Origin of the sequence: Puerhibacterium puerhi, assembly GCF_009846865.1 — a bacterium.
GTDB classification, from domain to species: Bacteria; Actinomycetota; Actinomycetes; order Actinomycetales; family Cellulomonadaceae; genus Puerhibacterium; species Puerhibacterium puerhi.
On the sequence record NZ_WUWN01000007.1, the window covers coordinates 16,364 to 41,748 of the forward strand.

The 25,385-nt window shown below is 70.8% G+C and carries 21 protein-coding genes and 1 pseudogene; 9 read left to right on the forward strand and 13 right to left on the reverse strand.

All coding sequences use genetic code 11. The features are described from left to right. Positions 1-232 precede the first annotated feature (232 nt). The 6 genes from GSF02_RS05905 to GSF02_RS18785 all read right to left on the reverse strand — a co-directional run bounded on the left by GSF02_RS05905 (position 233) and on the right by GSF02_RS18785 (position 7,438). On the reverse strand, positions 233-1,195 hold the full coding sequence (locus tag GSF02_RS05905) for a class C sortase (protein WP_159793732.1): 963 nt from the start codon (positions 1,193-1,195) through the stop codon (positions 233-235). Between the two features lie 132 nt (positions 1,196-1,327). Then, complete coding sequence (locus GSF02_RS05910) at positions 1,328-2,809, reverse strand: SpaH/EbpB family LPXTG-anchored major pilin (RefSeq protein WP_159793734.1); 1,482 nt, start codon at positions 2,807-2,809, stop codon at positions 1,328-1,330. Positions 2,810-2,928: 119 nt separating this feature from the next. Continuing rightward, positions 2,929-5,568 carry a prealbumin-like fold domain-containing protein gene (locus GSF02_RS05915; RefSeq protein WP_159793736.1) on the reverse strand — a complete coding sequence of 880 codons (2,640 nt, stop codon included), beginning with the start codon at positions 5,566-5,568 and terminating at the stop codon, positions 2,929-2,931. Between the two features lie 397 nt (positions 5,569-5,965). Continuing rightward, positions 5,966-6,829: an EamA family transporter gene (locus GSF02_RS05920; protein ID WP_159793738.1), complete on the reverse strand. Its 864-nt coding sequence runs from the start codon at positions 6,827-6,829 to the stop codon at positions 5,966-5,968. A 271-nt stretch (positions 6,830-7,100) separates the two neighbouring features. Next, positions 7,101-7,238, reverse strand: a complete 138-nt coding sequence (locus GSF02_RS18780; protein WP_408003863.1) for an LbetaH domain-containing protein — start codon at positions 7,236-7,238, stop codon at positions 7,101-7,103. Beyond that, the gene (locus tag GSF02_RS18785) at positions 7,226-7,438 is read right to left on the reverse strand and encodes a hypothetical protein (RefSeq protein ID WP_235915407.1); all 213 of its coding nucleotides are present in this window, start codon (positions 7,436-7,438) and stop codon (positions 7,226-7,228) included. The genes GSF02_RS18780 and GSF02_RS18785 overlap by 13 nt, the downstream gene beginning before the upstream one ends. Before the next feature lie 168 nt (positions 7,439-7,606). Here GSF02_RS18785 and GSF02_RS05930 point away from each other — a divergent pair, with 168 nt between their 5' ends. Next, complete coding sequence (locus GSF02_RS05930) at positions 7,607-8,155, forward strand: arsenate reductase/protein-tyrosine-phosphatase family protein (protein WP_159793742.1); 549 nt, start codon at positions 7,607-7,609, stop codon at positions 8,153-8,155. Between the two features lie 48 nt (positions 8,156-8,203). On the opposite strand, the gene GSF02_RS05935 is transcribed toward GSF02_RS05930, so the two are convergent. Further along, complete coding sequence (locus GSF02_RS05935; protein WP_159793744.1) at positions 8,204-9,370, reverse strand: nucleotide sugar dehydrogenase; 1,167 nt, start codon at positions 9,368-9,370, stop codon at positions 8,204-8,206. A gap of 123 nt (positions 9,371-9,493) precedes the next feature. Between GSF02_RS05935 and GSF02_RS05940 the strand changes: the two genes are divergently transcribed. After that, positions 9,494-9,961 (forward strand): hypothetical protein, encoded by a 468-nt coding sequence (locus GSF02_RS05940; protein ID WP_159793746.1) that lies wholly within the window; start codon positions 9,494-9,496, stop codon positions 9,959-9,961. An 85-nt stretch (positions 9,962-10,046) separates the two neighbouring features. Here the strand turns inward: GSF02_RS05940 and GSF02_RS05945 are convergent, their stop codons facing one another. Both GSF02_RS05945 and GSF02_RS05950 read right to left on the reverse strand, forming a co-directional pair. After that, positions 10,047-11,108: an LCP family protein gene (locus GSF02_RS05945; protein WP_235915397.1), complete on the reverse strand. Its 1,062-nt coding sequence runs from the start codon at positions 11,106-11,108 to the stop codon at positions 10,047-10,049. A 104-nt stretch (positions 11,109-11,212) separates the two neighbouring features. Next, positions 11,213-12,472: a zf-HC2 domain-containing protein gene (locus tag GSF02_RS05950; RefSeq protein WP_159793748.1), complete on the reverse strand. Its 1,260-nt coding sequence runs from the start codon at positions 12,470-12,472 to the stop codon at positions 11,213-11,215. A 207-nt stretch (positions 12,473-12,679) separates the two neighbouring features. On the opposite strand from GSF02_RS05950, the gene GSF02_RS05955 reads away from it, so the two are divergent. From GSF02_RS05955 to GSF02_RS05985, 7 genes are read left to right on the forward strand one after another with little or no spacing between them, the layout of a single operon-like run. After that, the gene (locus GSF02_RS05955) at positions 12,680-13,969 is read left to right on the forward strand and encodes a glycosyltransferase family 4 protein (protein ID WP_159793750.1); all 1,290 of its coding nucleotides are present in this window, start codon (positions 12,680-12,682) and stop codon (positions 13,967-13,969) included. Continuing rightward, positions 13,966-15,591, forward strand: a complete 1,626-nt coding sequence (locus GSF02_RS05960; protein ID WP_159793752.1) for a glycosyltransferase — start codon at positions 13,966-13,968, stop codon at positions 15,589-15,591. Before GSF02_RS05955 ends, GSF02_RS05960 begins: the two co-directional genes overlap by 4 nt. A 25-nt stretch (positions 15,592-15,616) precedes the next feature. Further along, positions 15,617-16,606, forward strand: a complete 990-nt coding sequence (locus tag GSF02_RS05965; RefSeq protein ID WP_159793754.1) for an LCP family protein — start codon at positions 15,617-15,619, stop codon at positions 16,604-16,606. Positions 16,607-16,641: 35 nt separating this feature from the next. Then, positions 16,642-17,571 (forward strand): ABC transporter permease, encoded by a 930-nt coding sequence (locus GSF02_RS05970; protein ID WP_159793756.1) that lies wholly within the window; start codon positions 16,642-16,644, stop codon positions 17,569-17,571. Further along, the gene (locus GSF02_RS05975; RefSeq protein WP_159793758.1) at positions 17,558-18,502 is read left to right on the forward strand and encodes an ABC transporter ATP-binding protein; all 945 of its coding nucleotides are present in this window, start codon (positions 17,558-17,560) and stop codon (positions 18,500-18,502) included. Before GSF02_RS05970 ends, GSF02_RS05975 begins: the two co-directional genes overlap by 14 nt. Before the next feature lie 17 nt (positions 18,503-18,519). Further along, positions 18,520-19,677, forward strand: a complete 1,158-nt coding sequence (gene wecB / locus GSF02_RS05980) for a non-hydrolyzing UDP-N-acetylglucosamine 2-epimerase (protein WP_159793925.1) — start codon at positions 18,520-18,522, stop codon at positions 19,675-19,677. 1 nt (position 19,678) lies between these two features. Continuing rightward, on the forward strand, positions 19,679-20,890 hold the full coding sequence (locus tag GSF02_RS05985; protein ID WP_159793760.1) for a DUF6270 domain-containing protein: 1,212 nt from the start codon (positions 19,679-19,681) through the stop codon (positions 20,888-20,890). A gap of 133 nt (positions 20,891-21,023) precedes the next feature. On the opposite strand, the gene GSF02_RS05990 is transcribed toward GSF02_RS05985, so the two are convergent. From GSF02_RS05990 to GSF02_RS06005, 4 genes and pseudogenes are all read right to left on the reverse strand, one after another. Then, on the reverse strand, positions 21,024-22,331 hold the full coding sequence (locus GSF02_RS05990) for a glycosyltransferase family 61 protein (protein WP_159793762.1): 1,308 nt from the start codon (positions 22,329-22,331) through the stop codon (positions 21,024-21,026). A 201-nt stretch (positions 22,332-22,532) separates the two neighbouring features. Beyond that, positions 22,533-23,225, reverse strand: a complete 693-nt coding sequence (locus GSF02_RS05995) for an LbetaH domain-containing protein (protein ID WP_159793764.1) — start codon at positions 23,223-23,225, stop codon at positions 22,533-22,535. A gap of 30 nt (positions 23,226-23,255) precedes the next feature. Continuing rightward, positions 23,256-23,912: pseudogene (locus tag GSF02_RS06000) on the reverse strand (UDP-galactopyranose mutase); the annotation flags it as partial. A gap of 227 nt (positions 23,913-24,139) precedes the next feature. Next, the gene (locus GSF02_RS06005) at positions 24,140-25,285 is read right to left on the reverse strand and encodes a hypothetical protein (RefSeq protein WP_159793766.1); all 1,146 of its coding nucleotides are present in this window, start codon (positions 25,283-25,285) and stop codon (positions 24,140-24,142) included. Positions 25,286-25,385: the final 100 nt, after the last annotated feature.

Consider the following 25,385-nt stretch of genomic DNA (forward strand, 5'->3'; position numbering starts at 1 on the left):
TGGCCAGGAAAGACGTGCTCAAGAGGGGGCGCGAGGTGCGTCAAGGAGTGGCATGGTGCGTCAGGCGGGCGCAAAGCGTGCCGGCCCGAGACGCACGAAGCCGGCGGCACGCGAGTGCCGCCGGCGAGGTCGTGCGGGCGCCGAAAGGGTGTGTGGGGTACCCGACGCCCGCACGACAACGACCTAGACGGGCGATCACGGGAACTATGACGCGACCTGAGAGTGGCCTGCGTCACACCGCGGGCGCCGGCGTCGGCCCGCCCGTCCGGCGGCGCCCGGCGGCCGCCGGGGCCCGCGCCGGGCGCGGCCGGGTGAGCAGCACCGCTCCCCCGACGATCCCGGCGAAGCCGACGGCCCACCAGGGGAACCCCGGTCCCTGCGCGGCGGGCGCCACCGTCGTCGTCGCCGCAGCGGCGGCCGGGGTCTCGACGCGCTCGGCACGCACGAGCAGGCGGTGAGTGTTGACCCCGATGGGCGTGCAGGTCACGAGCGTGAGGTAGTCCTTGCCCTCGACCGGGCGCAGCGCCTCGGTGTCGTCGGGCTCCACGGTGAGGATCTGGTCGACGCGGTAGGTGAGCACCTCGTCGAGGACGGTCACGGTGATCTCGTCGCCCTCGCGCAGGTCGCGCACGTGGTCGAACAGGGTGGCGTTGACCATCCCCGAGTGGCCGGTGAGCACGGTGTGCGTGCCCTCGCCGCCCACGGGCAGCGCGGAGCCGTACAGGTGCCCGACGCCGCGGGCCAGGGTGGCCTCGTCGGTGCCGTGGTAGATCGGCAGGTCGACGTCGATCTCGGGGATGCGCAGCCGGGCCATGGTGCCGCGGCCGTCCACGTCGAGGGTGTCGAAGTAGGTCTGGGCACCGGAGCCGACGGCGGTCTGCCGCCCGTCGGTGCCGAGCGCGTACGGGTCGCGCAGGGGCCCGGCGGGCAGGTTCTCGTTGTAGGCGCGGGCGGCCTCCAGCATGGCGTCCCGCGCGTCCGCCGGGATGGCGTCGACGGTGCTCACGTACCCGGACACCGCGGTGGCGTGCACTCGGTCGGTCGCCCACGCGGCGGCCGAGGGGTACAGCAGCACGCCCGCGCCGACGGCGGCGGTCACGACGGCCGCGAGGCGCCGCAGGGGCCAGCGCCGGGCGACCGCACCGCCCGCGCGGGCGGCGTGCCGTCCGTGCCGGGGACGAGGAAGTGCGGCCATGACGAGCTCCGTTGTCGAGGGTGCGGGCGTGTGGCGTGGGGCGGCCCGTCGGGGGCGGCGCCGGCCAGGAGCCGGCGCCGCCCGCGTCAGGCACGCACCCGGTGGGGCGGCAGGGCGCCCCGGGGTGAGGCGTCAGGCCGCCTCGGCGCGGCGCCGGCCGCGCACCGCGAGGAACAGCGCGCCGCCCAGGATCAGGGCGCCGGCCACGGACAGCAGGGTGGTACCCACGCCACCGGTCAGCGGCAGGGCGAAGCCGGCGTTGCTCGGCACGTTCTCGACCTCCAGGTCGATGCCGGCGGCCGACGTCGCGGCGGTGACCTCGAACTGCACCGGCTCGGCGAGCAGCTCGTAGCCGGCCGGGGCCTTGAGCTCGGCGATCCAGTAGGCGCGGTAGCCCTCGTCGCCGGGGGCGACCTGCTGGCCGTTCGCGAAGTCGGAGTAGCGCAGGCCGGTGAGCGTCAGGGTGCCGTCGGCGGCCACCGGGAACTCGGTGCGGCCGCCGAGCGTGACGGGGTTGCGCCCGGCGCGGGCGTCGGCCTCGGAGGTGTAGACGGCGAACACGGCGCCGCTGAGCGCGTCGCCCGCGGGGTTCACCTTCTGCAGCGTGAGGCCGCCCCACTTGGTCTGGACCTCGGGGGTCTCGGTCGGGCCGCCGGGGCGGCCGGGCTCGACGTCGAAGCTGGAGCGGTTCGGGTAGAGCAGCGCGGTGTTCTCGATCTCGCCGACCGTGTTGACGGTGGTGACGACCTGCACGACCACCTGGGTGTCGTGGTGGGCGGCCAGGACGGCGCGTCCGGCCTCGGTGAACTCGACGGTGAGGGCGTGGGTGCCGGCGTCGTGGCTCACGGTGTAGTGGGTGCCCGCGGTGACGGGCGTGCCGTCGGCGAGGCGCACGGTGGCCGAGCCGTAGGTCAGCTTGGCGTCCAGGGCGTCGACGATCTTGTAGCCGTCGATGACGTCCTCGTTCGGGATGTCGCCGGTGATGGTCCAGGAGACCTCGTCGCCGAGCGCGACGGCGCCGGAGTCGGTGACGGTCTTGGTGGCGCCGGACACCGAGTTCTTCGGGTACACGTGCACGTCGTAGAGCCACGCGTCCGAGTCGTCCGGGTCGGTCAGCGGGAGCGTGACCAGGAACGGCGCCGACGGCGTGACGCCGGCCGGGTACGAGGTCTCGGTGACCAGGTACAGGCCCACCGGCAGGCGGGAGAAGACGGCTGTGCCGTCGGCGCCGGTGGTGACCGAGGTCCCGCCGAGCAGGCTGTGGCCGGCCGCGGCGATGGAGCCCGCGGGGTCGGCGGCGTCGAAGGAGCCGCTCAGCGCGTTGGCCGCGCTCCAGCCGGCGTTCGTGGACAGGTCCACCCCGCCGACCTGCTGGACGGTGAACTCGACGCCGGCCAGCGGCTCGAGGCCGGTGGTGTCGACGGGCGTGCCGTCGTTGTCGAGGCCGGTGGCCGCCTCGGGCCGCTCGAGCTTGTGGACGGTGAGCGTGCCGGTGGCGGACGGGTCGACGCTCGTGGCGGCGGCCGCGGGGCCCGCCATGCCGAGGCCGGCGAGCGTGAGGCCGGCCAGGACGGCGGCGACGCGCCGCAACCGGTGCGCGGGACGTGCGAACACAGTGGTGCTCCTTCGGTGGGGTGGGTGGGGGCAGGCCCCCGTGAGGGCATGACGAGGGGACCGTGCGGGCGCCGGGGGTGTGTGGGGGCCGGCGCCCGCACGGGGTCTGGGGCCGCGGGCTACGTGCGCCGGCGGTGTCGTGCGGTCAGCAGGGCGAGGGCGGCGGCGACGGCGAGCAGGCCGGCGCCCGCCGTCAGGTAGGGCCGGGTGCCACCACCGCCCGTCTCCGGCAGCTCGAGGGCGGGCACGTCCCGCACGGTCAGGGTCCACGTCCCGTCGCCGTCGTCGTCGGCGACGCTCACCACGCCGCCGTCGTCGTCGGCCAGCGTCACGGCGCCGTCGGCGCCGATCGTGAACCGCACGGGCTGGGCCAGCAGCGAGAACCCTGCTGGCGCCTTGGTCTCCTCGAGCCAGTACGTGCCGGCGGCGAGGCCCGTCGCAAGGAAGCGGCCGGTCTGGCCGTCCACGGGCGTGACGGCGGGCGTGGTGAGCACCGCGCCGGGCGTGCCGTCGGCGTCGGCGCGCAGCGCCCACGCCGAGCCGGCCATCGGCACCCACGTGCCGTCCACGGCCTCGCCGACCTTCTCGACCTGCAGGCGCGACGGCGTGCTGTGCTCGGTGGCGCAGGGGGCGGCGTCGGTGCAGGTGGTGGGCGGCACGCCGCGGCCGTCGACGGCGGTCACGACGTTGCGCAGCGTGGCCGACCAGGCGTCGTCGCGCACCTGCACGGCGTACGTGAGCGTCGCCGACTGGCCCGCGTCCAGCCCGAACGCCGGGCTGGTCAGCGTGGTGCCGCGCGGGTCGGGCACCGCGCTCGGCCGCCCGCCGGCGACCGTGAGCCGCGCGGAGCCGGCGACGAACGTCGCGTCGTCGAGCACGTCGGCCAGGTCGTCGGTGAGCACGACGTCGCGCACGGGGCCGTCCGCGGCCGTCGTCGTCACCGTGTAGGTGACCTGCCGGCCGGGCTCCACCGTGGTGCCGGCGGCGGGGTCCGCAGCCTTGGTCACCGCGTAGGTGCCGGGCTCGGGGGTGGTGTGCTCGGTGGCGCACGGCGTGGCCGTCGTGCACGTCGTGGGCGCCTTGCCGCCGGCGTCCCGGCCGGTGACCACGTTGCGCAGGCGGGCCGACCAGGCGTCCTTGCGCACGTCGACCGCGTAGGTCAGCGTGGCGCGCTGCCCGTCGGTGAGGTCGAACGCCGGGCTGGTCAGCGCGCCCCGGGACGGGTCCGGCACGGCGACCGGCGCGCCGCCGGCGACAACGAGGCGGGCGGAGCCGGCGACGAACGTCGCGTCGTCGAGCACGTCGGACAGGTCGTCGGTGAGCACGACCCCGTTCACGACGCCGGTGGCCACGACGCCCACCGAGTACGTGACCCGCTGGCCGGGCTCGACCTGGGTGCCCGACGCGGGGTCCGCCGTCTTGGTCACGGCGTACGAGCCGGACGAGTTGGTGAAGGTGCAGTCGACGTCGAGGCCGCGTGCCGTCGCGCCGGCCGTCGGGTAGACCAGCGTGTACTCCCCCGCCGTGCTCGTACGCGTCACCGGCACGTCCCGACCCGAGGTGGTCTCGGTGCACCGCAGCGAGATGTCGTAGCGGGCCAGGTTCGTGCTGCGGTTGCCGGCGAGCTCGCGCAGGCGGTACGTCTTGCCGCCCAGGGCGGGCACGGGGCCGACGACGGCGTCCGCCTGCAGGCCGGTCGAGGAGCCGGAGGTGGTGCTCGTGCCCAGCGAGGTGCCGCCGTCGGCGCGGAGGATCTCGAGGGTGAACTGGTCCGTGGCGCCGACGCGGTTGGCGATGTTCTTCTGCAGGGTCAGCGTGCTCGGGACCTGGCAGCTCGCGAGGTCGGTGATGCCGGAGCGCGAGAACCGGCTCACCTCGGCCATGGTGTTCGGGTCGAAGGTGACGACGCTGGTGTCCGTGGAGGCGAACGTGTAGGTGTCGGGCGACAGGGCGATGCCGTTGAAGGCACCGCTGACGGACAGGGGGTCGGACGTCGCCGACGGCGTGAGGGCCGCCGTCCCGGTCCGCTGCAGCTGGGCGGCGGGGACCGTGTAGACCTTCGTGCGCGACCGGCTGGCGATGAAGAAGAGGTTGCCGTCGGCGTCGAAGGCGAAGTCGCCGTTGGGGTTGGTGCCGACGTCGGTGCTCAGCGTGCCGACCTGGCGGCCGTTGCTCCCGTCCGCCGCGAACCGGTACACGGCGACGCCGTCGGTGAGCGAGACGCCCAGGAAGTAGTCGCCCGACCGGGGGTCGACAGCGCCGGCGATGGTGTTCTCGGAGGCGACGCGGAAGTCGTCGACGAGCGTGCGCGAGCCACTCGCGTCCGTCCGGACGATGCGGACGGCGTCGAAGCTGCGCCAGAAGAGGCCGACGCGCTCGGTGCCCGACCAGCGCTCCGCGGCGTAGAAGGCGGACCCGTCGGCCGAGACCGCGAGCGCGTTGAACGCTCCCGCGTGGGTCTTCGTGAGACGGGCCGCCTGCTCGGCCTTGACGATCGCCGGTCCGTCGGCCCCGGTCGTCATCAGGTGGACGACGCCGTCGCTCGTGATCGAGTAGAGGGTGCCCGGGGCGCACTGCGCCACGTCCACCATCGGCACCGCGCCCGGCGCGCCGGCAGCCTGCACCGTCGCGGCCTGCGCGGCCTGCGCGGGCGCGGCGGCCAGGCCGAGGCCGAGGCCGAGGATCAGCGCAGCAACGAGCGCGGTGACGACGACGCGGATGCGGGGGCGTCGTCGGGCGGCGGCGGTGAGGGGCGGCACGAACGATCCTCTCGAGGGTGGGCAGCAACACCCCTCAAGACGAAGCACGCTGGCAACCATGACGAGGTCGGTGGGTGAAGTAGTTCACAGCTCAATTCCGGCGGCGGGGCGCGAGCACAGGCACTTCTCCGGGCACCGGGCGCTCCGGCAGGGAGCCGAGATGCCGTACGGGCGCCGGCCGAGGGGGGACGGCCGACGCCCGTACGGGACCAGGGCCGTGCGGACACCGGACGGGTGTGTGGGGGGCGACCGGTGCCCGCACGGGTGCCGGCTGCGATGCCGCGCGGAGCGCGACCTCGTGGCCTGCATAACCTTCAAGACACCAAGGCTCGGCCGGGATGACGTCACTTCGGGGTGACGCGCACGACTTTCACCCGGCCCCTCGCCCTGGCGGCACTCACGCGACGCTGAGCAGGACGACGGCGGCGCCGGCCGCGACGAGGCCGACGGCTCGGCGCGGCCCCACGTGCTCGTGCAGCACGAGGACGCCGAGGAGCACGGGGAGGGCCGGGTACAGCGATGCGAGGGTGACGGCCACGGCGAGCAGCTGCTCCCGCGTCGCCAGGAGGTACAGGGTGAGGGCGAGCGCGGCCCCGGCCCCGATGACGAACGCCTTGGCGACGTCGTGGGGTGCCACGCGGGCGCGTCCGCGGGCCCGCGCGACGACCGGCACGAGCACGACGACGGCCGCCACGCGGCCGGCGGCCACGGCCCACAGGCCGCTCGACGACCCCGCCATCGCCAGGCCCACGTACTGCACCGCGACGCCGGCGCTCGCCAGGAGCCCGTCACGCGCCGCCGCGGAGCCGGACGCCGGGCCCGCGGCGGCCAGGCCTGGTCCGGTGGCCTGGCCCCCGCCGGCGACAAGCCACAGCGCCGGGAGCACGACGGCGATCCCGGCCCACGCGGCCGGGGACGGCTGCTCGCCGAGGAACGCCACGCCGCACAGCACCGACAGCGCGACGCCGGTGACGGCGCTGACCGGGACCACAGCGGTCATCTCGCCGCGCGACAGCGCCCGGTTGAGGAACAGCATCGCCAGCCCGCTGCCTACCCCGGACAGCGCTCCCCACGCCAGGTCGACGGCGCGCACCTGCGGGGCCGGGACGGCGAGCGCGGCGGCCAGCGCGAGCGCCAGGCCGCCGAGCTGCCCGACCCAGGAGACGGACGCATAGTGCACCCGCCGGGACAGCATCCCACCGGCGAAGTCGACGACGCCGTAGACGACGGCCGAGGCGAGCGCAAGCGTGGGGGCTAGCACTTCACATCCGAAACGACGCGCACAGGCTTCCTCTCATGGCGCCAAGCGTTACGCCACCACACGCAATGCGCACGTTCCGATATCGGTGACGACCGCAGCCATCTGACGCTGAGATGCCCCCGCCGCACCTTTCCGCGAGCGGCGGCACACCGCCGCAGCTCGACTGCGACGTAAGCGTTGAAATCCTCCAAGTCTCGTCAATCACCAAGTAGCTCCAGTGCACCGGTCCCCGGCACCGCCGCAGCAAGTTGCACGATTCTGGAATTCGAACCTAAGCAACAACCAGCGCGGCAAGGTCCTTCTTTCGCGCTGCCGGGACTCCCGCGTAGAGTCCATCGGGCTGGCAATCGGAAGTGACGACGCTTCCCGCGGCGATGATGCAACCGCGCCCGATTGTCACGCCCGGCAAGATCGTCGCACCCGATCCGATCCAACAGCCTTCCTCGCGGCCCGGGCGCGCAGCGCGTCGACCAGCAGCCAGGCTCCGAGCGCGATCAGCAGCACCACCACGCCGACGAGGGTGAGCACGACCGTGCGGATGATGCGGCGGCGGCGCTTCTCGGCCCCGTAGGCCGGCTGACGGCCCAGCCGCGCGCGGGGCGGAGCCACCGGAGGCGCCACGGTCGACCAGTTCGATCCCCAGCCTTCGTGCGCCACCCGTGATCCCCCTGTCGTGACGGCTTGCGCCGTGTTCGGTCGTCGTCGCCGCCCGGCGGCGACGCGCTAGATTACCCACGTCGCTCGCCCTTTCCCGATCACAACGCCGAAAGGACCCTTGTGTCCCAGCTGCTGTGCGTCTGCACCGGCAACATCTGCCGCTCCCCGGCCGCCGAGGCGCTGCTGCGCCGGGCGCTGGACGACTCGGTGGTCGTGAGCAGCGCGGGGACGCGCGGGCTGCCGGCCGCGCCGGTGCACGAGCCCATGGCGCGGCTGCTGGCGGCCGACGGGCTCGACGTCAGCGGCTTCCGCTCGCGCGCGCTGACGGCGCGGGACGTCCAGTCGGCCGACCTGGTGCTGACGCTCACCGCCGAGCACCGCTCGCGCGTGCTCGAGCTCGAGCCGCTGGCGCTGCGCCGCACCGTCTCGCTCGGGGAGCTGTCCCGGCTGGCGGCCGAGGTCCCGCCCGGCACGATCACCGGCGCCACCGACGCCGAACGGCTCAGGTCGCTGGTGCCGGCCGCGCTGGCCCTGCGCCACCGGTTCCTGGGCGCCGGCGCGGACGACGACGTCGTCGACCCCTACCGGCTCGCGGACGAGGTGTACGCGACGTCGTACGCGCAGATCACCCACCACGTGGCGCGGCTGGCCACGGCGCTGCGGACCTGACCGCTCGCCGTGACCGGCGGCGGGCCGCCCGCGGCGGCGAGCTCGGGGTCAGTCGCGCCCGTAGATGTCGCGCGTGTAGACCTTCTCCTCGACGTCGGCGAGGGCCTCGGCGCGCCGGTTGGCGACGATGACGTCGCTGCGCCGCTTGAAGTCCTCCAGGTCGCGCACCACCTCGGAGCCGAAGAACTCGTCCTGCTCCAGCGTCGGCTCGTAGACGACGACCTCGACGCCCTTGGCCTTGAGCCGCTTCATGACGCCCTGGATGGAGGAGGCGCGGAAGTTGTCCGACCCGGACTTCATGATGAGCCGGTACATGCCCACCACCTTGGGCTGGCGGCGCAGGATGTCCGCGGCGACGAAGTCCTTGCGGGTGGTGTTCGCCTCGACGATCGCCGAGATGAGGTTCTGCGGCACGTCGCGGTAGTTCGCCAGCAGCTGCTTGGTGTCCTTGGGCAGGCAGTACCCGCCGTACCCGAACGACGGGTTGTTGTAGTGCGACCCGATGCGGGGGTCCAGGCCCACGCCCTCGATGATCTGCGCCGTGTTGAGCCCGTGCGTGGCCGCGTAGGTGTCCAGCTCGTTGAAGTACGCCACGCGCAGCGCCAGGTAGGTGTTGGCGAACAGCTTGATCGCCTCGGCCTCGGTGGCACCCGTCAGCAGCACCGGCACGTCGTCCTCGTCGGCGCCCTCGAGCATGAGGTCGGCGAACAGCTTGCCGCGCTCACCCTCGTCGCCGACGACGATCCGCGACGGGTGCAGGTTGTCGTACAGCGCGCGGCCCTCGCGCAGGAACTCCGGGGAGAACACGATGTGCCCCTCGGGGTGGCGCTCACGCATCCGGTCGGTGAAGCCCACCGGCACCGTCGACTTGACCACCACGGTGGCGTCGGCGTTGACGTCCAGCACCTGGGCGATCACCGACTCCACCGACGAGGTGTCGAAGAAGTTCTGGTCGGGGTCGTAGTCGGTGGGCGTGGCCACCACGACCAGCTCGACGTCCGCGAACGTCGCCTTCGCGTCGGTCGTCGCCGTCAGCGACAGCGGCACGTCGCGCAGGTACGCCTCGAGCTCCGGGTCCACGATCGGCGACTGCCGCCGGTTGACCAGGTCCACCTTGCGCTGGTCGATGTCCACCGCCGTCACGTCGTGGTGCTGCGCCAGCACCACGGCGTTCGACAGCCCGACATAACCGGTACCGACGATCGCGATCTTCACAGCAGCTCGCCTTCTCTTCCGGCCCGGGGGCCTGCGAGGGTTGGGACGGTGCGGGCCCGGGCGCGCCGGGTACCGCCCCGGGAGTCTAACGGCCGGGTCACGCTCTTCCCCTAGGGTGTGGGCGTGGTCACCACCTCGCTCCCCGACGCCCTCACCCGCCTCGGCCTGCTCTCCGGCCGCCTGCCCAGCTTCGTCACCGACGTCGGCGGCAGCGGCGACGTCCTCGAGGTCGTCGCCGACGCCCGCAGCGTGACGAACCTCCCCGCCCCCGTGCGCCTGGCGACGCGGCTGACGCCGAAGGTCACCGCGCGCCTGCGCGTCGAGGACTTCGCCGACGGCGTCGCGACCGTGTCCGTCGACGCCTCCGCCGGCGGCCTGCCCGCGCACAAGCTGCTGGGCCTGGCCGCCGGCCGCATCGAGGGCCGCCTCGCCGCGCGCCGCCTGCCCGCCGGCTCCGTGCGGGTGCTGCCCGACTCCCGCGTGGCGCTCGACGTGCAGAAGCTGCTGGCGGCGCGCGAGCCCGGCACGCGCGTGCAGGGCTTCGCGTTCCGGGACGGCGCCGTCGTCATCGACGAGGCGCCGGCCGCCTGACGCGGCGCCTCCGCCGGTCGACGACCGGGACAGCGAAGGGCGGGCCTCCCCTGGGGAGGCCCGCCCTTCGCGCGTCGGGGGACGGCTACTTCACCGTGGCGCCGAGCACCTCGAGGTTCTCGGCGTTGTCGGCGACGTACTGCGCGGCGTCGTCGGCCGCGATCGCCGCCATCAGCGGGTCGAACCGGGCGCGGTCGAGCACCACGATCGACTGCCCGTCGTTGCTGCGGCCGGTGCCGGAGTACGGCGCGGTGAGGAACGTGACGTCGTTCGTGCCGATGTCGCGCGCGCTCATGAACAGGCTGGTCATCTCGTCGAACGTCAGCTTGTCGTCGGTGGCGACGGACTCGCTCACGGTGCGCAGGAAGCTCGACATCATCGTGATGTTGCTGCGGTTGTTGTTGACCTTGGCCATGATCGCGCGCATCCAGTTCTGCTGGCGCTGCACGCGACCGAAGTCGCCGTTGGCCAGGCCGTGGCGCTGGCGGGCGTAGGCGAGCGCCTGCTCGCCGTCCAGGACGTGCTTGCCGGCGGTGAAGGACACCTTGTCGCCGTCGCTGATGTCCTCCGGGATGGTGATCTCCACCCCGCCCAGGGCGTCAGTCATGTTCACGAACGACTCGAAGTCCGTGACCGCGAAGTGCTGGATGCGCACGCCGGTGAGCTGCTCGACCGTGTCGATCATCAGCGCGGGGCCGCCGTAGGAGAAGGCGGCGTTGATCTTGGCCTCGCCGTGCCCGGGGATCGGCACCCAGGAGTCGCGCGGGATCGAGATCACCTGCGCCGACTGCCGGTCACCGGCCAGGTGCACGAGCATGATCGCGTCGGTGCGCTGGGCCCCGGCCTTCCACTGCGTCGGGTCGCCGGCGGAGATCCGCGAGTCGGAGCCGAGCACCAGCATGTTCACGGCGTCGGCGTCCTCGGGCGCCACCGAGGGGCGCGTGGCCTCGTCGATCTGCGCGAACGGGTCGCCCAGCTTCTCCATGTTGCCCTCGAGCTGGCTCTTGAACCACAGGGCGGCGCCGGCCCCGCCGCCGACGAGGACGAGGGCCAGCACGCCGACCACGGCGAGCGCCCGGCGCGTGGTGGAGGCCTTGCGTCGCTGACGCACGTGCCGCTGGGCGGGGGCGGTGTCTGGCTGAGTCACGGCTGGTGATCCTAGGAGTCAGGCCCGAGGAACTCGGGCAGGAATCGTGTGCATGTGGGGGTCCACCTGCACGGATGGTGCTCGCTGGCGCTAGGGGCTGGTCGTCATCCGACGACGGTGGCCCCGGCGGTCGCGGTCGGGGCCGGCTCGGAGCCGGTCCCGCCGCCTCCCCCGCCCACGGGGCCGCCGGTGTTGTCGGGCGTCGGAGTGCCGCCGCCCGCCGGAGGCGTCGTCGGCGTCTCGGTGCCGCCGGAGCCGGGATCGGTGGTGTCGTTACCGCCGCCACCGCCGGTGCCGTCCCCGGTGCCGCCCGTGCCGGTGTCACCGCCGGGCGGCTGCCCGCCCGTGTCGCCGGTGTCGGTGCCATCGCCGGGCGGCTGCCCGCCGGTGTCCCCGGAATTGCCCGTGCCCCCGGACCCTCCGCCGGACTGCTGCCCGCCACCGCCGGCGCTGCCGCCGGTTCCCGTGCCGGTGCTGCCGCCGGTACCGGTCTGCGACCCACCGCCGGAGCCCGTGCCGCTGCCGCCGTCGGAGGTGTCGCGGCCACCGGCCGCGCCCCCGGTCGGGCGCCACCCGTCGTCGCGCGCCCCGGTGAGCGGCGCGTCCCGGACGTCGTCGTCGGGCGACGACGACGGCACGCCGCTCGGCGAGGGCGACGCCGAGGCGGACGGCGAGGGCGACGGCGACGGGCTCGGCGAGGCGGGCGCCGGCGAGGGCACGGTGCTGGCCGGCGTCGTCGCGGTGGTCACGGGGACCGGGTCGGCCGCGGGCCGGCGCTGCTCGGCGGTCGCGCTGCCGATGGCGACCGCCGCGCCCCCGCCGAGCACCAGCCCCGCCGCCACGGCGCCCCACACGGCCGGGCGCACGGTGGTGCGCGCCCGGTCCACGGCGTAGGCGAGGCGGTCGCCGATGCTCTGCAGCAGCGGCGCGAGGCGTCCCGGCGCCCGGGCCGGGCGCGCCTCCAGCGGGCCGACGACGACGGCGTCGCCGAGCGCCGCCCAGGCGCGCGGCAGGTCCTGCAGCTCGCGCAGCACGCGGTCGCAGTCGGGGCAGGCGTTGAGGTGGCCGGTCACCAGGTCGCGCTCGCGCAGCCGCAGGCGGCGCATCAGGTAGGCGGGCAGCAGGTCGAGCACGTGCGCGGTGCTGGGGTGGCGCCGCTCGCTCGCCCGGGCGTACACGGTGGTCAGGCCGATCCAGGCCGGGCTCGTGACCTGCTCGACGAGCAGGGCGGTGCGCGTGCGCTCGTCGACGCCGGCGACGGCGGTGCGCAGGACGCCCGGGTCTGCCCGGACCTGGCGCTCGACCGGCGAGCGGTCGAGGAAGTCGCCGAGCGCCAGACCGGCGACCGGGTTGCGCCTCGCCATCGAACCTCCTTGCGCTCCGCCGCAGCGGACCCCCCGAGCAGCGCCGCGATTCTAGGGAACGCCCTGGCCGGGGCAGCGCATCAGGTGCCTCGGGAAGCGGAATTCACCCCCGAGCGTGTCGAGGTTGCGACGTTTGCCGGAAGTGCCGCCGGGGTGTGGCCCTACGATCGACGGGGTTTTGCGCACACAGCACCAGGGGGACTCGACATGCAGCCAGCGCCGACCGCGACCGCGCGGGTGCTGCTGGTCACGCACTACTACCACCCCGAGCGCGGCGCGCCGCAGCGCCGCTGGGACGCGCTGGTGCCCCGCCTGGCCGACGCCGGCATCGAGGTCTCAGTGCTGGCGCCGCCGCCGCACTACCCGCACGGCACGCTGCTCGCCGGCGCCCCGGCGTCGCGCCCGGGCTCGGTGACGCGCGGGCGGCACGGAGAGCGAGTGGTGCGGGTGCGCTACCGCGAGCACAGCCAGCGGCTGCTGTCGCGCACCGCCGACCAGGCCGTGGCCGCGGCCAGCTCGGTGGTCCAGGGCCTGCGGCGGTTCGGCTCCCGGGCGCACCGTCCCGACGTCGTGGTGGGCACCGTGCCCGGCATCCCGTCGATGTTCGCCGCGTGGGTGCTGGCCCGGCTGCTGCGCGCCCGGTTCGTGGTGGAGATGCGCGACGCGTGGCCCGACCTCATCGCGCCGAGCGGCATCTTCCGCTCGGCCCGCTCGCCGCGGTCGCGGCTGCGCGTGGCCGCGACCGCCGTGGTGCACCGCGTCCTGTCGCGGCTGCAGGCGCGCGCGGACGCCGTCGTGACCACCACCGAGGCGTTCGCCCAGGTGCTGCGCGAGCGGGGCGTGGAGCGCGTGGCGGTGGTGCGCAACGGCACCGCCTTCGCGCCGCTGGAGTGCACGCCCGTGCCGGCGGCCGAGCGCCGCGCCCGCCCGTTCCGCGCCGTGTACGCCGGCACGATCGGGCGCGCGCAGGGCCTCGAGGCAGTGGTCCGCGCCGCCAAGCGGGTCGCCGACGCCGGCCAGCCGATCGAGGTGCGCCTGGTGGGCGTGGGCGCCGAGGTGCCCGCGCTGCAGGCGCTCGTCGACCTGCTCGACGCGCCGGTGACGATCGAGCCGCCCGTGCCGTTCGACCGGGTGCGCGACCTGTACGCGTGGGCCGACACGCTGGTGGTGTCGTTGCGCGACTGGCTGCCCCTGCAGTGGACCGTGCCGTCCAAGCTGTACGAGGTGATGGCCTCGGGCGTGCACGTGACCGCCTGCGTGGCCGGCGAGGCCGCCGACATCGTCACGGACGTGGGGGCCGGCATCGTGGTGCCGCCCGGCGACGCCGACGCGCTCGCGGCGGCGTGGCGGGAGCTGGCCGCCTCCCCCGAGCCGGTGGTCGGCGACCCGGCCGCCGCCCAGTGGGTGGCCGAGAACGCCGACGACGACTCGCTGGCCGACCGCTATGCCCGCCTGCTGAGCCGGCTGGCGACGCGGCCCACGAAGGTGCGCGCGTGAGCGCACCCGCGCGGGCGGGCGAGCTGGCCCGCAACGTCCGCTTCGCCGCGTCGTGGGCCCTCGGCGCGCTGCGCACCGACCCGGCGTGGCTGGCGCTGCAGGCCGCGCGCCGCGCCCCGGCCCGCTGGAGCGCCCGGCTGGTGCCGCTCGTCGAGCGCGTGGTGGGCGACGACGCCGCGCGCCCCGGCGGGCGGCTGCGCGCCGCGTGGGCGGCCGGGGACGTCGCGCCGATCCGCGCGACGCAGCCGCGCACGCGCACCGAGCGGCGCGTCCGCGAGGCGCTGCTGGGCCAGGTGGACGGCCTCGCGCCCGCCGACGACGTCGCGCCCGCGGGAGACGTCGGAGCGCCGGCCGCCTCCGCGGCGTCCGGGGGCCCCGTCGCGGTGCACCACCACCTGACCAACTCGCTGCCGCACACCCAGAGCGGCTACACCCTGCGCACGCACGCCGTGCTGCGCGCCCAGCTCGCGGCCGGCCACCGGGTCACGGCCACCACCCGCGCCGGGTACCCGTTGACGATCGGGGCGGTCGGCGCGCGCGGCACCGACGTCGTCGACGGCGTGCCGTACACGCGGCTGATCCCCGCCGCGCTGCCCACCGGCCACCGGCGCCGGTTCGCCGACGCCGTCGACCTCCTGACGCGCGAGCTGGACGCGAGCGCACCGGACGTGGTGCACGCCACCACCCCGTGGACCACCGGCGACGTCGCGCGGGCCGCCGCCCGCCGGGCCGGGCTGCCCTGGGTGTACGAGGTGCGCGGCCTGCCTGAGGAGACCTGGGTGGCCTCGCACGCGACGCCCGAGGCGCGCGCGCACGCCGCCGCCTCCGAGCGGTACGCGCTGGTCCGCGCCAAGGAGACCGAGCTGGCGCTGGCCGCCGACGCGGTCGTGACGCTCAGCGGCACGATGCGCGACGAGCTCGCCGCGCGCGGCGTGCCGGCCGAGCGGATCACCGTGGTGCCCAACGCCGTCGACGACGCGCTCCTCGCGGCCCCGGCCCCCTCCCCCGCCGAGGCGCGGGTCGCGCTCGGGCTGACCACCGCGCGCTACGTGGTGGGCACGGTCTCCAGCCTGGTGGGCTACGAGGGCCTGGACACGGTGCTGCGGGCCGTGGCGCTGCTGCGCTCGCGCGGCGTCGACGTCGCGGCCCTGCTGGTGGGCGACGGCGCGGCGCGGCCGGACCTGGTGCGGCTCGCCGCGGAGCTGGGGCTGGGCGAGCACGCGATCCTGCCCGGCCGGGTGCCGCGCGACGTGGCGCGCACGTACCTGGCGGCGCTCGACGCCGTGCTGGTGCCGCGCCGGCCCGACCGCGTGACCCGGCTGGTGACCCCGCTCAAGCCGGTCGAGGCCGGCGCCATGGGCCGCCCCGTGGTCGCCAGCGACCTGCCCGCCCTGGCCGAGGTGCTCACGCCGATGGCGGGCGACGTGCCCGAACCGTCCGGGCTGCTGGTCCCGGCCGACGACGTCGAGGCGTGGGCCGACGCGGTGACCCGCGTGCTCACCGATGGCGCGCTGCGCGCCTCGCTCGTGGCCCGCGGCCTGGAGAACGCGCGCAGCCGCACCTGGAGCCGCAACGCCGCCGTGTACGCCGAGGTGTACGCCGCCGCCCGCACCCGACGCTGACCGCCCGACACCGAGGAGCCCGTCCGTGCCCCGTACCCGCACCGTCCGCTCGCTGGCCGGCGGGCTCGCCGCCCTGCTGGTGCTCGTGCTGGCCGCCTGCACCACCCAGGCGCCGCGTCCGGCGACGACGGTGACCGCGTCGGGGAGCGCGGCGACCAAGCAGACGCCGCCGTCGCCGTCGCCCACCGCCCCGGCCGACCCGCTGCCCGAGGGCGCGGTGAACGCCCTGTTCCTGGGCACGGACTCCCGCACGCCCGGCAGCATGACGGGCAACGCGGACGTCATCATGCTGGTGCACGTGCCGGCGGACCGGCGCAGCGTCTACCTGCTGTCGTTCACGCGGGACATGTGGGTGCCGATCCCCGGGCTGGGCGAGGGCAAGATCAACTCGGCGTTCTCCCGCGGCGGCACGCAGACCATGGTCGACACGCTGTCGGGCCTGCTCGGTGGCGTCGAGGTCGACTACGTGCTGCAGGCGGACTTCAACGGGTTCATCGCCGTCACGCGCGCCCTGGGCGGGTTCGAGGTGGACAACAAGCACCACAGCACCGTGACGGTGCAGAGCACCGGCCGGGTGGTCGACTTCCCCGAGGGCCGCATCACGCTGTCGGGCACGGACGGCCTCATCTACGTGCGCGAGCGCAAGCGCCTGCCGCTCGGCGACCTGGACCGCACGGAGCGCCAGCGCGCCGCCGTGGTGGGCATCCTCGACAAGATCAAGCAGCAGGCGCAGGACCCGGCCGCGCTGGCCGAGCTGATCCCGATGCTGGCGCAGAACGTGAAGATCACCGGTGACCTGCAGCTCGAGGACCTGTTCGCGCTGGTGCCGATGGCGCAGAACCTGACGCGCGACGACGTGGTGAGCCTCATGGTGCCGATCACCGGGTTCGGCACCAAGGGCGGTGCGTCGGTGAACCTCGTGGACGCGCCGCAGGTGGCGGCGCTCGGTGAGGCGCTGCGCGCCGACACGATGGAGCAGTATGTGGCGCAGTACGGGACCGGGTACGCGCCGTGACGGGCGCGTCCGTCCCGCCGCTTAGAATGCCGCCGATGTCCTCCAGCAACGGTGCCGCCACGGCCGCGCCCTCGACCGCCGGCGTCGCGTCGTACGCAGAGCTCCTCGGTGGCCCCCCGGTCACCGAGGTCGTCCAGGCCGGCAGGCTCAGCCGGGTGGGCGCCCGCCCGTCGCTCGGCAGCTACCTGCGCCAGCTGTGGGCGCGCCGCCACTTCCTGTGGGCCGAGGCGCGCGCCAAGGTCGGCAGCGGCACCCGGGACACGATCCTGGGCCAGGTGTGGCTCGTCGCCAAACCTGTGCTGGACGGGCTGGTCTACTTCGTGATTTTCGGCCTGATCCTGAACTCCGACCGCGGGATCACGAACTTCCTCGGCTACCTGGTGATCGGCATCTTCCTGTTCTCGTTCACGACCGAGTGCGTGACGGGCGGGGCCAGATCGATCCAGTCGGGGCGCAACCTCATCCGCGCCTTCTCGTTCCCGCGGGCCTCGCTACCGATCTCCGTCGTGCTGCGCGCGGTGCTCAACCTGGTCCCGACGCTCGTGGCGATGTTCGCCATCCTGCTCCTGCTGCCCGAGCAGGAGGTGTGGACCTGGCGCGCGGCGCTGCTGCCCGTGGTGCTGCTGCTGCAGACGCTCTTTGTCACGGGCCTCGCCCTGCTGCTGGCGCGAGCCACCGCGAAGGTCCCGGACATCGCCCAGCTCATCCCCTACCTGATGCGCTTCTGGCTGTACGGGTCCGCGGTGTTCTTCTCCTACGAGCAGTTCCTCGACCACCCCACCGTGCTCGCGGTGATGCAGGCCAACCCGATGTTCATGGTGCTCGACGCCGCCCGCGACTGCCTGCTGTACGGCGTCACGCCGGCGCTGAGCACGTGGCTGGGGCTCACGGCCTGGGCGGTCGGGACGCTGGTGGTGGGGTTCCTGGTGTTCTGGCAGGGAGAGGAGAGCTATGGACGCGCCTGACCTCCTCGACGACCCCTTCGCCCAGGCGACGGTGGCCGTGCAGAACGTGCACGTGCACTACCGCGTGCCGTCCACCGAGGCCGCCGAGCGCCGCCGTCGCGCCAACCGGCTGGTCCGTGCCGCCCGCAGCGTGCTGGGGCGGAACCCGCAGGTGCTCGTGCGGGCGCTCTCCGGCGTGTCGTTCGTCGCGCGCCAGGGTGAGCAGATCGGGCTGGTGGGCCAGAACGGCTCCGGCAAGTCCACGCTGCTGCGCATCATCGCCGGGCTGGAGACGCCCTCGCGCGGCCAGGTCCTGGCGGAGTCGACGCCCGTGCTGATCGGCGTCAACGCCGCGCTCGTGCCCGACCTCTCGGGAGAGCAGAACATCCGGCTCGGTTGCCTGGCCATGGGCATGACGCCCGAGGCGACCGAGCGCGCGGTGCCCGAGGTCATGGAGCTCGCCGGCCTGGGCAAGTCGATCTACCTGCCGATGAAGACCTACTCCTCCGGCATGGGCGCGCGGCTCCGGTTCGCCATCGCGACGGCGGCCAACCCGCACCTCCTGCTCATCGACGAGGCGCTGGCCACGGGTGACGCCGCGTTCAAGGAGCGCAGCGAGGCGCGCATGCAGCAGCTCCGTGCCGGCGCCGGCACCGTGTTCCTCGTCAGCCACGCCGCCCAGACCATCGAGGAGACCTGCACGCGGGCCATCTGGCTCAACTACGGGCGGATGGTCCTCGACGGCCCGGCGCCGGACGTGGCCCTGCGGTACCGCAAGTGGGCGTGGGCGATCGCGAAGGACAGGCCCGAGGAGGCGAAGAAGATCATCGAGCAGGCATTGATGGACCGGGAGGAGACCTCGGTCTACGTGGAGGAGCCCGTCCCGTCTCGGCTCTACACGCCACGGCACGTGCGCCCCGCACGCGTCGGCGCAGCGGCAGGCAGGAGCTAGTCGTGCGGCGACGCATCATGGTCGTGTACGGCACGCGCCCGGAGGCCATCAAGGTCGCGCCCGTCATCAAGGCGCTCGAGGACCACCCGGTCCTCGCGCCGATCACGGTCGTGACGGGGCAGCACCGCGAGATGCTCGATCAGGTCAACGAGCTGTTCGACATCGTCCCGGACCACGACCTCGACATCTTCGAGCACGGCGCGGGGTTGTCTCAGATCTTCGCGCGGGTGCTCGAGCGACTCGACCCCGTGCTCGAGCTCGAGAAGCCGGCGGCCGTGCTCGTCCAGGGCGACACCACCACGTCGACCGCTGCCGCGCTCGCGGCGTTCCACCGCCAGATCCCCGTGGTCCACCTGGAGGCCGGGCTCCGCAGCGGCGACATCATGTCGCCGTTCCCTGAAGAGGCGAACCGCAAGATCACCTCGCAGATCGCTTCACTGCACCTCGCGCCAACCGAGGGAAGCCGGGCGAACCTCCTCGCCGAGTCCGTCGACCCGCGCTCGGTCGTGGTGACGGGCAACACCGTGATCGACGCGCTGCTCATGACGGTCGCGCGCAAGGTGCACTTCAGCGACCCCACGTTGGAGGACCTAGCGGACTCTGGGCGTCGAATCTTGCTTGTAACCACGCATCGTCGGGAGAACTGGGGCGAGGCCATGGGCGGCGTCGGCCGCGCCCTCGCGCACTTGGCCCGTCGCTTCCCCGACGTCGAGATCGTGCTGCCCGCTCACCGCAACCCGATCGTCCGTGAAGCGGTGCTCCCGCATCTCGCCGGCCTGCCCAACGTCACGGTGACCGAACCACTGCCGTACGGGGAGTTCACTCGCATGCTGTCCCTCGCCACGATCGTCCTTACAGACTCGGGCGGGGTCCAAGAGGAAGCGCCGAGCTTAGGCAAGCCCGTCTTGGTTCTACGCGACAATACCGAACGCTTAGAGGCCATCGCGACTGGGACGACTAGGCTCGTCGGCACTGACGAACAACGGATCGTCCAAGAAGTGAGCCTCCTCTTGGAGAACGAGCCCACCTATGAGGCAATGGCACAAACCGCGAACCCATACGGCGACGGAAGAAGCACTGCAAGAGTTCTCGAAGCAATCGCGACACTGCTAGATCGCGCGAAGAGCGCAACTTCAATGCCAATCATTGTCGGCGAAGGGCACGAGAAGAGCTAGCATGAGCAGAACTCGCATCTTCATATGGGGTTCGTGCGTCTCCCGAGACTCGTTCGAGCACTTTATTCCCGACGAGTTTGAGTTGCTCCAATACGTCGCGCGCCAGTCGGCCATCAGCGCCTACACCAAACCAGTTAGCCTCCTCACGCCACCGAGACTTGAGTCGTCGTTTCAGCAGCGCATGGTCGCAGGCGACTACAACTCGAACCTACGAGACCTCCTCGCGGCGCATGGGCGCGACGTCGATCTAATGCTGGTCGACCTTACTGATGAACGGCTGGGCATCTACGTTCTTCCCGACGGCACGGTAATAACGCGCTCGGTCGAGCTAATCCAGTCTGGTGCAGAAGAAACACTCCCGCCAGGTACCCACTTTGTGTCTTTTGGGAGTGGCGAGCACTTCGAGTACTGGACGGCCGGAATCCAGGCTGTCGGGAAGATGATCCGTGAGGCGATGCCGCGCGCGGCCGTCGCGCTGATCAACATCCCGTGGGCAGAAAAGACCGATGACGGACGTCCGAGTAGCAACAGTTTCGGTGTTACAGCGGCAGACGCAAATTTGATGTTCCCCGCATACGTAGAGGCAGCGAGAACCGCTCTTGGTGCACGCCTCGTCCGCGCGGAAGGCCCGATAACTGCAGCTTCGCAGGGGCACCCCTGGGGTGAGGCACCGTTTCACTACACTGAAAGCGTGTACCTGGACGTCACGCGTCAGATAACCGGAAAAGAGGGCCGCCGCGTCTGGGCCGAGCAAGGCACCGGCGAACGTACCGGCGGTCACCGCGAGAATTCTCCAGCGCTGACCAACGAGGAGGTATTGCGGGCCAATCAGCTCACGGCGGTCAATCTAGGGCTTCAAATCACCCTCGAAGGCGAGTGGCGAAATCACTGGATTTGGGGCCGAACGCGAGCATCCGTGCACCAATTCGACTTCGGCGGCACTACCTATGCTTTTGACATCACCATTGACGACAGCGGGCACTGTAGAATCGAAATGTTCCCGAGGGACCGGTCGGTTCTTCCGAAGATGATCGAAACACTAACTCGATGGAGTCTTTGCGCCCCCGAGAATATCAAAACAGATCGCGTCGAGATATCTATGCTTCCACTGCCGGACGACATCGTAACGAAAAGCACCGTGGCCGCATTGGCAGAAAGCATGTCTGCCGCTCGAAGAGCCATCGAGAGCGAGCGTTCGCGCAAGGTTTCTTAAGTACATCTGGGCACCGCGCTATCGATCCGCTCGGCTAGCCCTTTGTCTGTGCCGACGCGCGACCAGGTGAACCACGGCGCCGCGTGCCTGTGCCCGTCAAGCGTCCGCGAGTGGAAGCTAGCGCTCGACGCCATCACCGATCAAGCACAGCCTCGACGTTTGGGATGACCGTGTCCGATCGTCCAATAATCGGGTGGTAGTCTGCCGTAATGTTGCGAGATCTCTGGTAGAAGTCGGGCGCAACCATTGACTCGGTAAATATCTCGACGATTCGGACGTCCTCTTGACAGAATGCGATGTTCGCAAACCCGGCGCCGTGGTGACCGATGATGCACTTCGCGCGCGCGAAGATCGCAATTTGTTCTTGCACTGAGAAGTCTTCGAGGTGGACCACCCGAATGCCTCGCTTGCTTAGCCAGTCTTCGAGCTGCAGTTCGTAACCGGGGCTTCGCTCCGACCGCCTCCTTGAGATGTAAATGCTTGTCTCGTTCGGAAAAGGCGACTCGATTGCGCGCCCAATCCCCCGGAAGAAGCCAGTGAGATTGCTCGTCCAATAGAAGGTGTTGATCTCCGGTGCGTACGCGGTGCCGATCATCGCGTCTTGCAATTGGGCCGCTGGCAGGAATCGGCCCTTCGGGATGCCTAGCAGCTTCCCCAGCGTCGCAACCACTCCGAACCGGTCCTCGCCATGGACAATCGGTACCGACTCACTCACACGCGCGACGTGGCGGAGCCCATACCCCATCTCAATCAGCGAATGGTAGTAATTCGCTGTCGAGTGAGGGAACGGTAGGATGTACGCTTCCGGAACTTCTCGCGAGACGTTCCGAACGAGATTCGCCCTCGACGCCTTGGCCACGCGCCCCGAGCGTGCGGGGGCATATTCGCCTGCATTTCCGATGAGCGTCATTGCATCGGATGAAAGAGCACTGAGACGGCAGGATTTCTCGACGTAGATTGCATCCTGCTCGAACTGGACCGGCTCAGGCCCGTCAAACCGAGATGCAAGCAACTTCTGCAGCACGGGCTCTTCGAGCCCATAGGACGTGATTGGCTTTCGAGAGACTGGCATGTTCAATACGAAATTTGTGTAGCGGCCGCGGGGGGTCGATGGCGAAAGCCTTGGCGGAATGCCGACCTGTCGTGCGGCGGTCGTTGGCACTAGGTTCACACGCTGAAAAGCACCTGGCTCCCTGCTGAGGACGGCTTCAATCACTTCGAGGTGGTCCTCGACTGAACGGATCAGCGAGTGCGCGTTCTTTACCCGGTAGTGGTCTTCCTGGAAGTGCCCGTCTCGCACGACAGCGTGTAAGAGGTGCTTCGCCTCAGCCAGTTGCGATTCAAGACAGAGGGTGCGAATCGAGTCGGTGAACTGGAACGCGTCGAACCGTCCGGCACTTCCCATCATTTCGCTGGGCATTGAGTCCGATTTCTGGGTCATCCCAATCCTCTTAGGCATTAGCTTGTAACGGTGAGCAGGCCCCGAAACGCAGGCATCAGCGGCCGGGCTGGGCGACGCCTCGGCCAGCGCCGTCGGAAGGGCGATCGTCGGTCAGGTCGGTCTTTTCCGGGTGGGCGTTCTGGGTCGACGACTCCTCGGGATTGGACCGCCCCTGTTGGCTGGATCTCAGTACAATGTCCGTCAGCGTCGGGCGTTGCGACGGGGCGCGGCACCGTTGTCTGACGGGAACTCGGAGGTCCAGGCGATTCCGCGGCGCCGAATTGCCGCAGGCGCACCGGCGAGGAGGACGTCCGTCTCTTCAAACGCCTTGTTGACGATGCTCTTCGCTGCAACGACGGAACCGTCAGGTATCTTCGCCTTGTTCAGCACGCTGACTTCTTGTCCGATCCAGACGTGATCGCCGATGCTGATCCCGACTTCAGGGTTGAGCAGTGCGCCGGACTCTTTGTCCCAAAGTCCATGGTGCGAAGAGCCCCGAATCGTGATCCCTGAGGCAAAGAGACAATCTTTACCGACGCGCACTTCCAGCCCCGGGGTGAGGGGGCCAATGATGTGCGTGGAACCGTTGAAGACACAGCCGTCCCCAACGGAAACGGAAACGTTGGTGGAGTATGTACCGCTGTTCGCGACGAAGGAGATCCTCACCCCTCCGAACTGCACCTTAATCGCTCCAACCTTGACCGTGCATTTGACTGCAGAGCTAAGGTCGATTTCCAGCCTTCTCCAACTGTTGTTCGGCGCCAGTCGTACAACGTTGTGCTGAGAGCGAGGATGGAACTTCACGACCACACCGCCGGGCAAGTCGCTGTGGTCTCGCGCTCTGACGTCCCCGACCCATACTTCATTACGTTCGAAGTACTGGCTATCACTCATCCGTGTCACTCCACTTTGACTGGAGCGCGATCACAGTGCGCTCTGGATGCCGGCGCCCTTGGCGAAGTGCGGGGCCAGCTTGTTGTCCACCATCGACAGCGCCGAGCCGATGGCCATGTGCATGTCGAGGTACTTGTAGGTGCCCAGCCGGCCGCCGAACAGCACGTCGGGCTCCTGGGCCGCGAGGTCGCGGTACTTCAGCAGCCGCTCGCGGTCCTCGCCGGTGTTGATCGGGTAGTACGGCTCGTCCGAGCGCTCGGCGAACCGCGAGTACTCACGCATGATCACCGTCTTGTCCGTCGGGTAGTCCCGCTCGGGGTGGAAGTGCCGGAACTCGTGGATGCGGGTGTACGGCACGTCGGGGTCGGCGTAGTTCATCACGGAGGTGCCCTGGAAGTCGCCCACGGGCAGGACCTCCTCCTCCAGGTCGATCGTGCGCCAGGACAGGTCGCCCTCGGCGTAGTCGAAGTACCGGTCCACCGGGCCGGTGTAGACCACCGGCACGTTGCCCACGACGTTGCCCTTGTTGACCGGCTGCGAGGCGTCGAAGAAGTCGACGCCGAGGCGCACCTCGATGTTGGGGTGGTTGGCCATCCGCTCGAGCCACGCGGTGTACCCGTCCACGGGCAGACCCTCGTGGGTGTCGTTGAAGTAGCGGTTGTCGTACGTGTCCCGCCGTGGCGACCGACGTGTAGTACGAGTACTCCGGGTCCATCGTGTACCGCAACCCGCGCCCTTGACGCGACCGAACACTAGACCAGCAGCCCCCTCGTGGATGATCCTTCCCTACCGGGCTGAGTCACGCCGCATACACAGACCGAACCCGGCGAAAATCTAAGATTCGCTGAGCCCTAGTACTCCCCGACTTGCGAAAGCGCTCCATCGCTCGCCTCCACGTCGTCGCTTCCACGCCCCTACACCCAGTCAGCGTCTGGGAACGCCCGTCGTAGCGCCGAGACAGCCACGTCGTCGACCTCGTAGTGGCGTGGAATGCTCTCACGCCGCTTCGTCCGCTCCGGATACTTCCATCCGGTATTGATTGCTCGGAAGTCCCTGTACATGTCGTCAAGCGGCTCACCGATAGCAGGGCCAGCGACGTAGTGGGTACACCACTGAGTAACTGCGCCTGCACGCTGCGGATCAATTGTCCACTTAGTAGCGCTCGGCGGCGAAGACGGATCACGATACCGGAAATTGTAGTAACGCGGAACGTCATCTACATGCTCCGCCTCAGACTCAATCCGACGCCCACGGTAGTAGAGAAGGCCAGTCTCAGTGGCGTCGAGCCAATCCAGCACACTGCGCCCGTCGGGAGTGACAACCAGCTCGTCGATATCAGTGTTGATTACCATTCTCGCCGCAGAAAGAAACACCGACCTCGCATGTTCGAGCACACCATACTCGCAGAAGTCTGAGTCCCAAGGAGCGTTCACGACCCCGTCGCGCGTACCCCCTTGCGGTCCGAACTTGTATGGCCAATCGACGACAACAGCCACACCCACACCGGTCGTGGCCAGTGTCTCGAGCAAGTCCTGGGTACCGTACGACTTCGAACGATTGTCGTAAAGCAAAACTGCGTCTACGTCGTGGCACGTGACGTGGTACTTCACCCAGTCGGCGATCCACTCGAGTCTGTTGTCTTGTGACTTCGTCATGAGTACACGCCGGTCCCTGAATAAGTCCTCTGGCACCGAGTTGACCAAGCCAACGACAGTATCCCGTCCGACCGACATCTCGAGATGGCTGCCACCAATCTGCCCGACGTCGTGGATCCACGAGTTCTGCGTCTTCTTTACATCTTCCAGGGTGGGCGTGACAGGGCACCGGCCATATTGGTTCGTAATGCACCACTCCACGTCCATGCCCGCAAGCGTGTCGAAGAGTGGCGGCCCCGACAGGAAGATCGAATCCCCGACCTGGCAGACGTCGTAGAAGAGTGTCGTGAAGTCGAATTGCTCGACGTAAAGCGCTCCTTGAAGGTCGACACGCCGAGGTGGACGCCGCCTAAGGGGCGTTGGAGCCAGCGACACGCTTGATGGCGTGTAAAGAAGCGTCTTCACCTTTTCCCTCCGAGGAAATCATCGCAGAGTGATTCGGACACGCTGCTCGCGTAGCGCGACCGGCATCCGATTGCGAACCGTGACCTAATGCGTGCGCCAG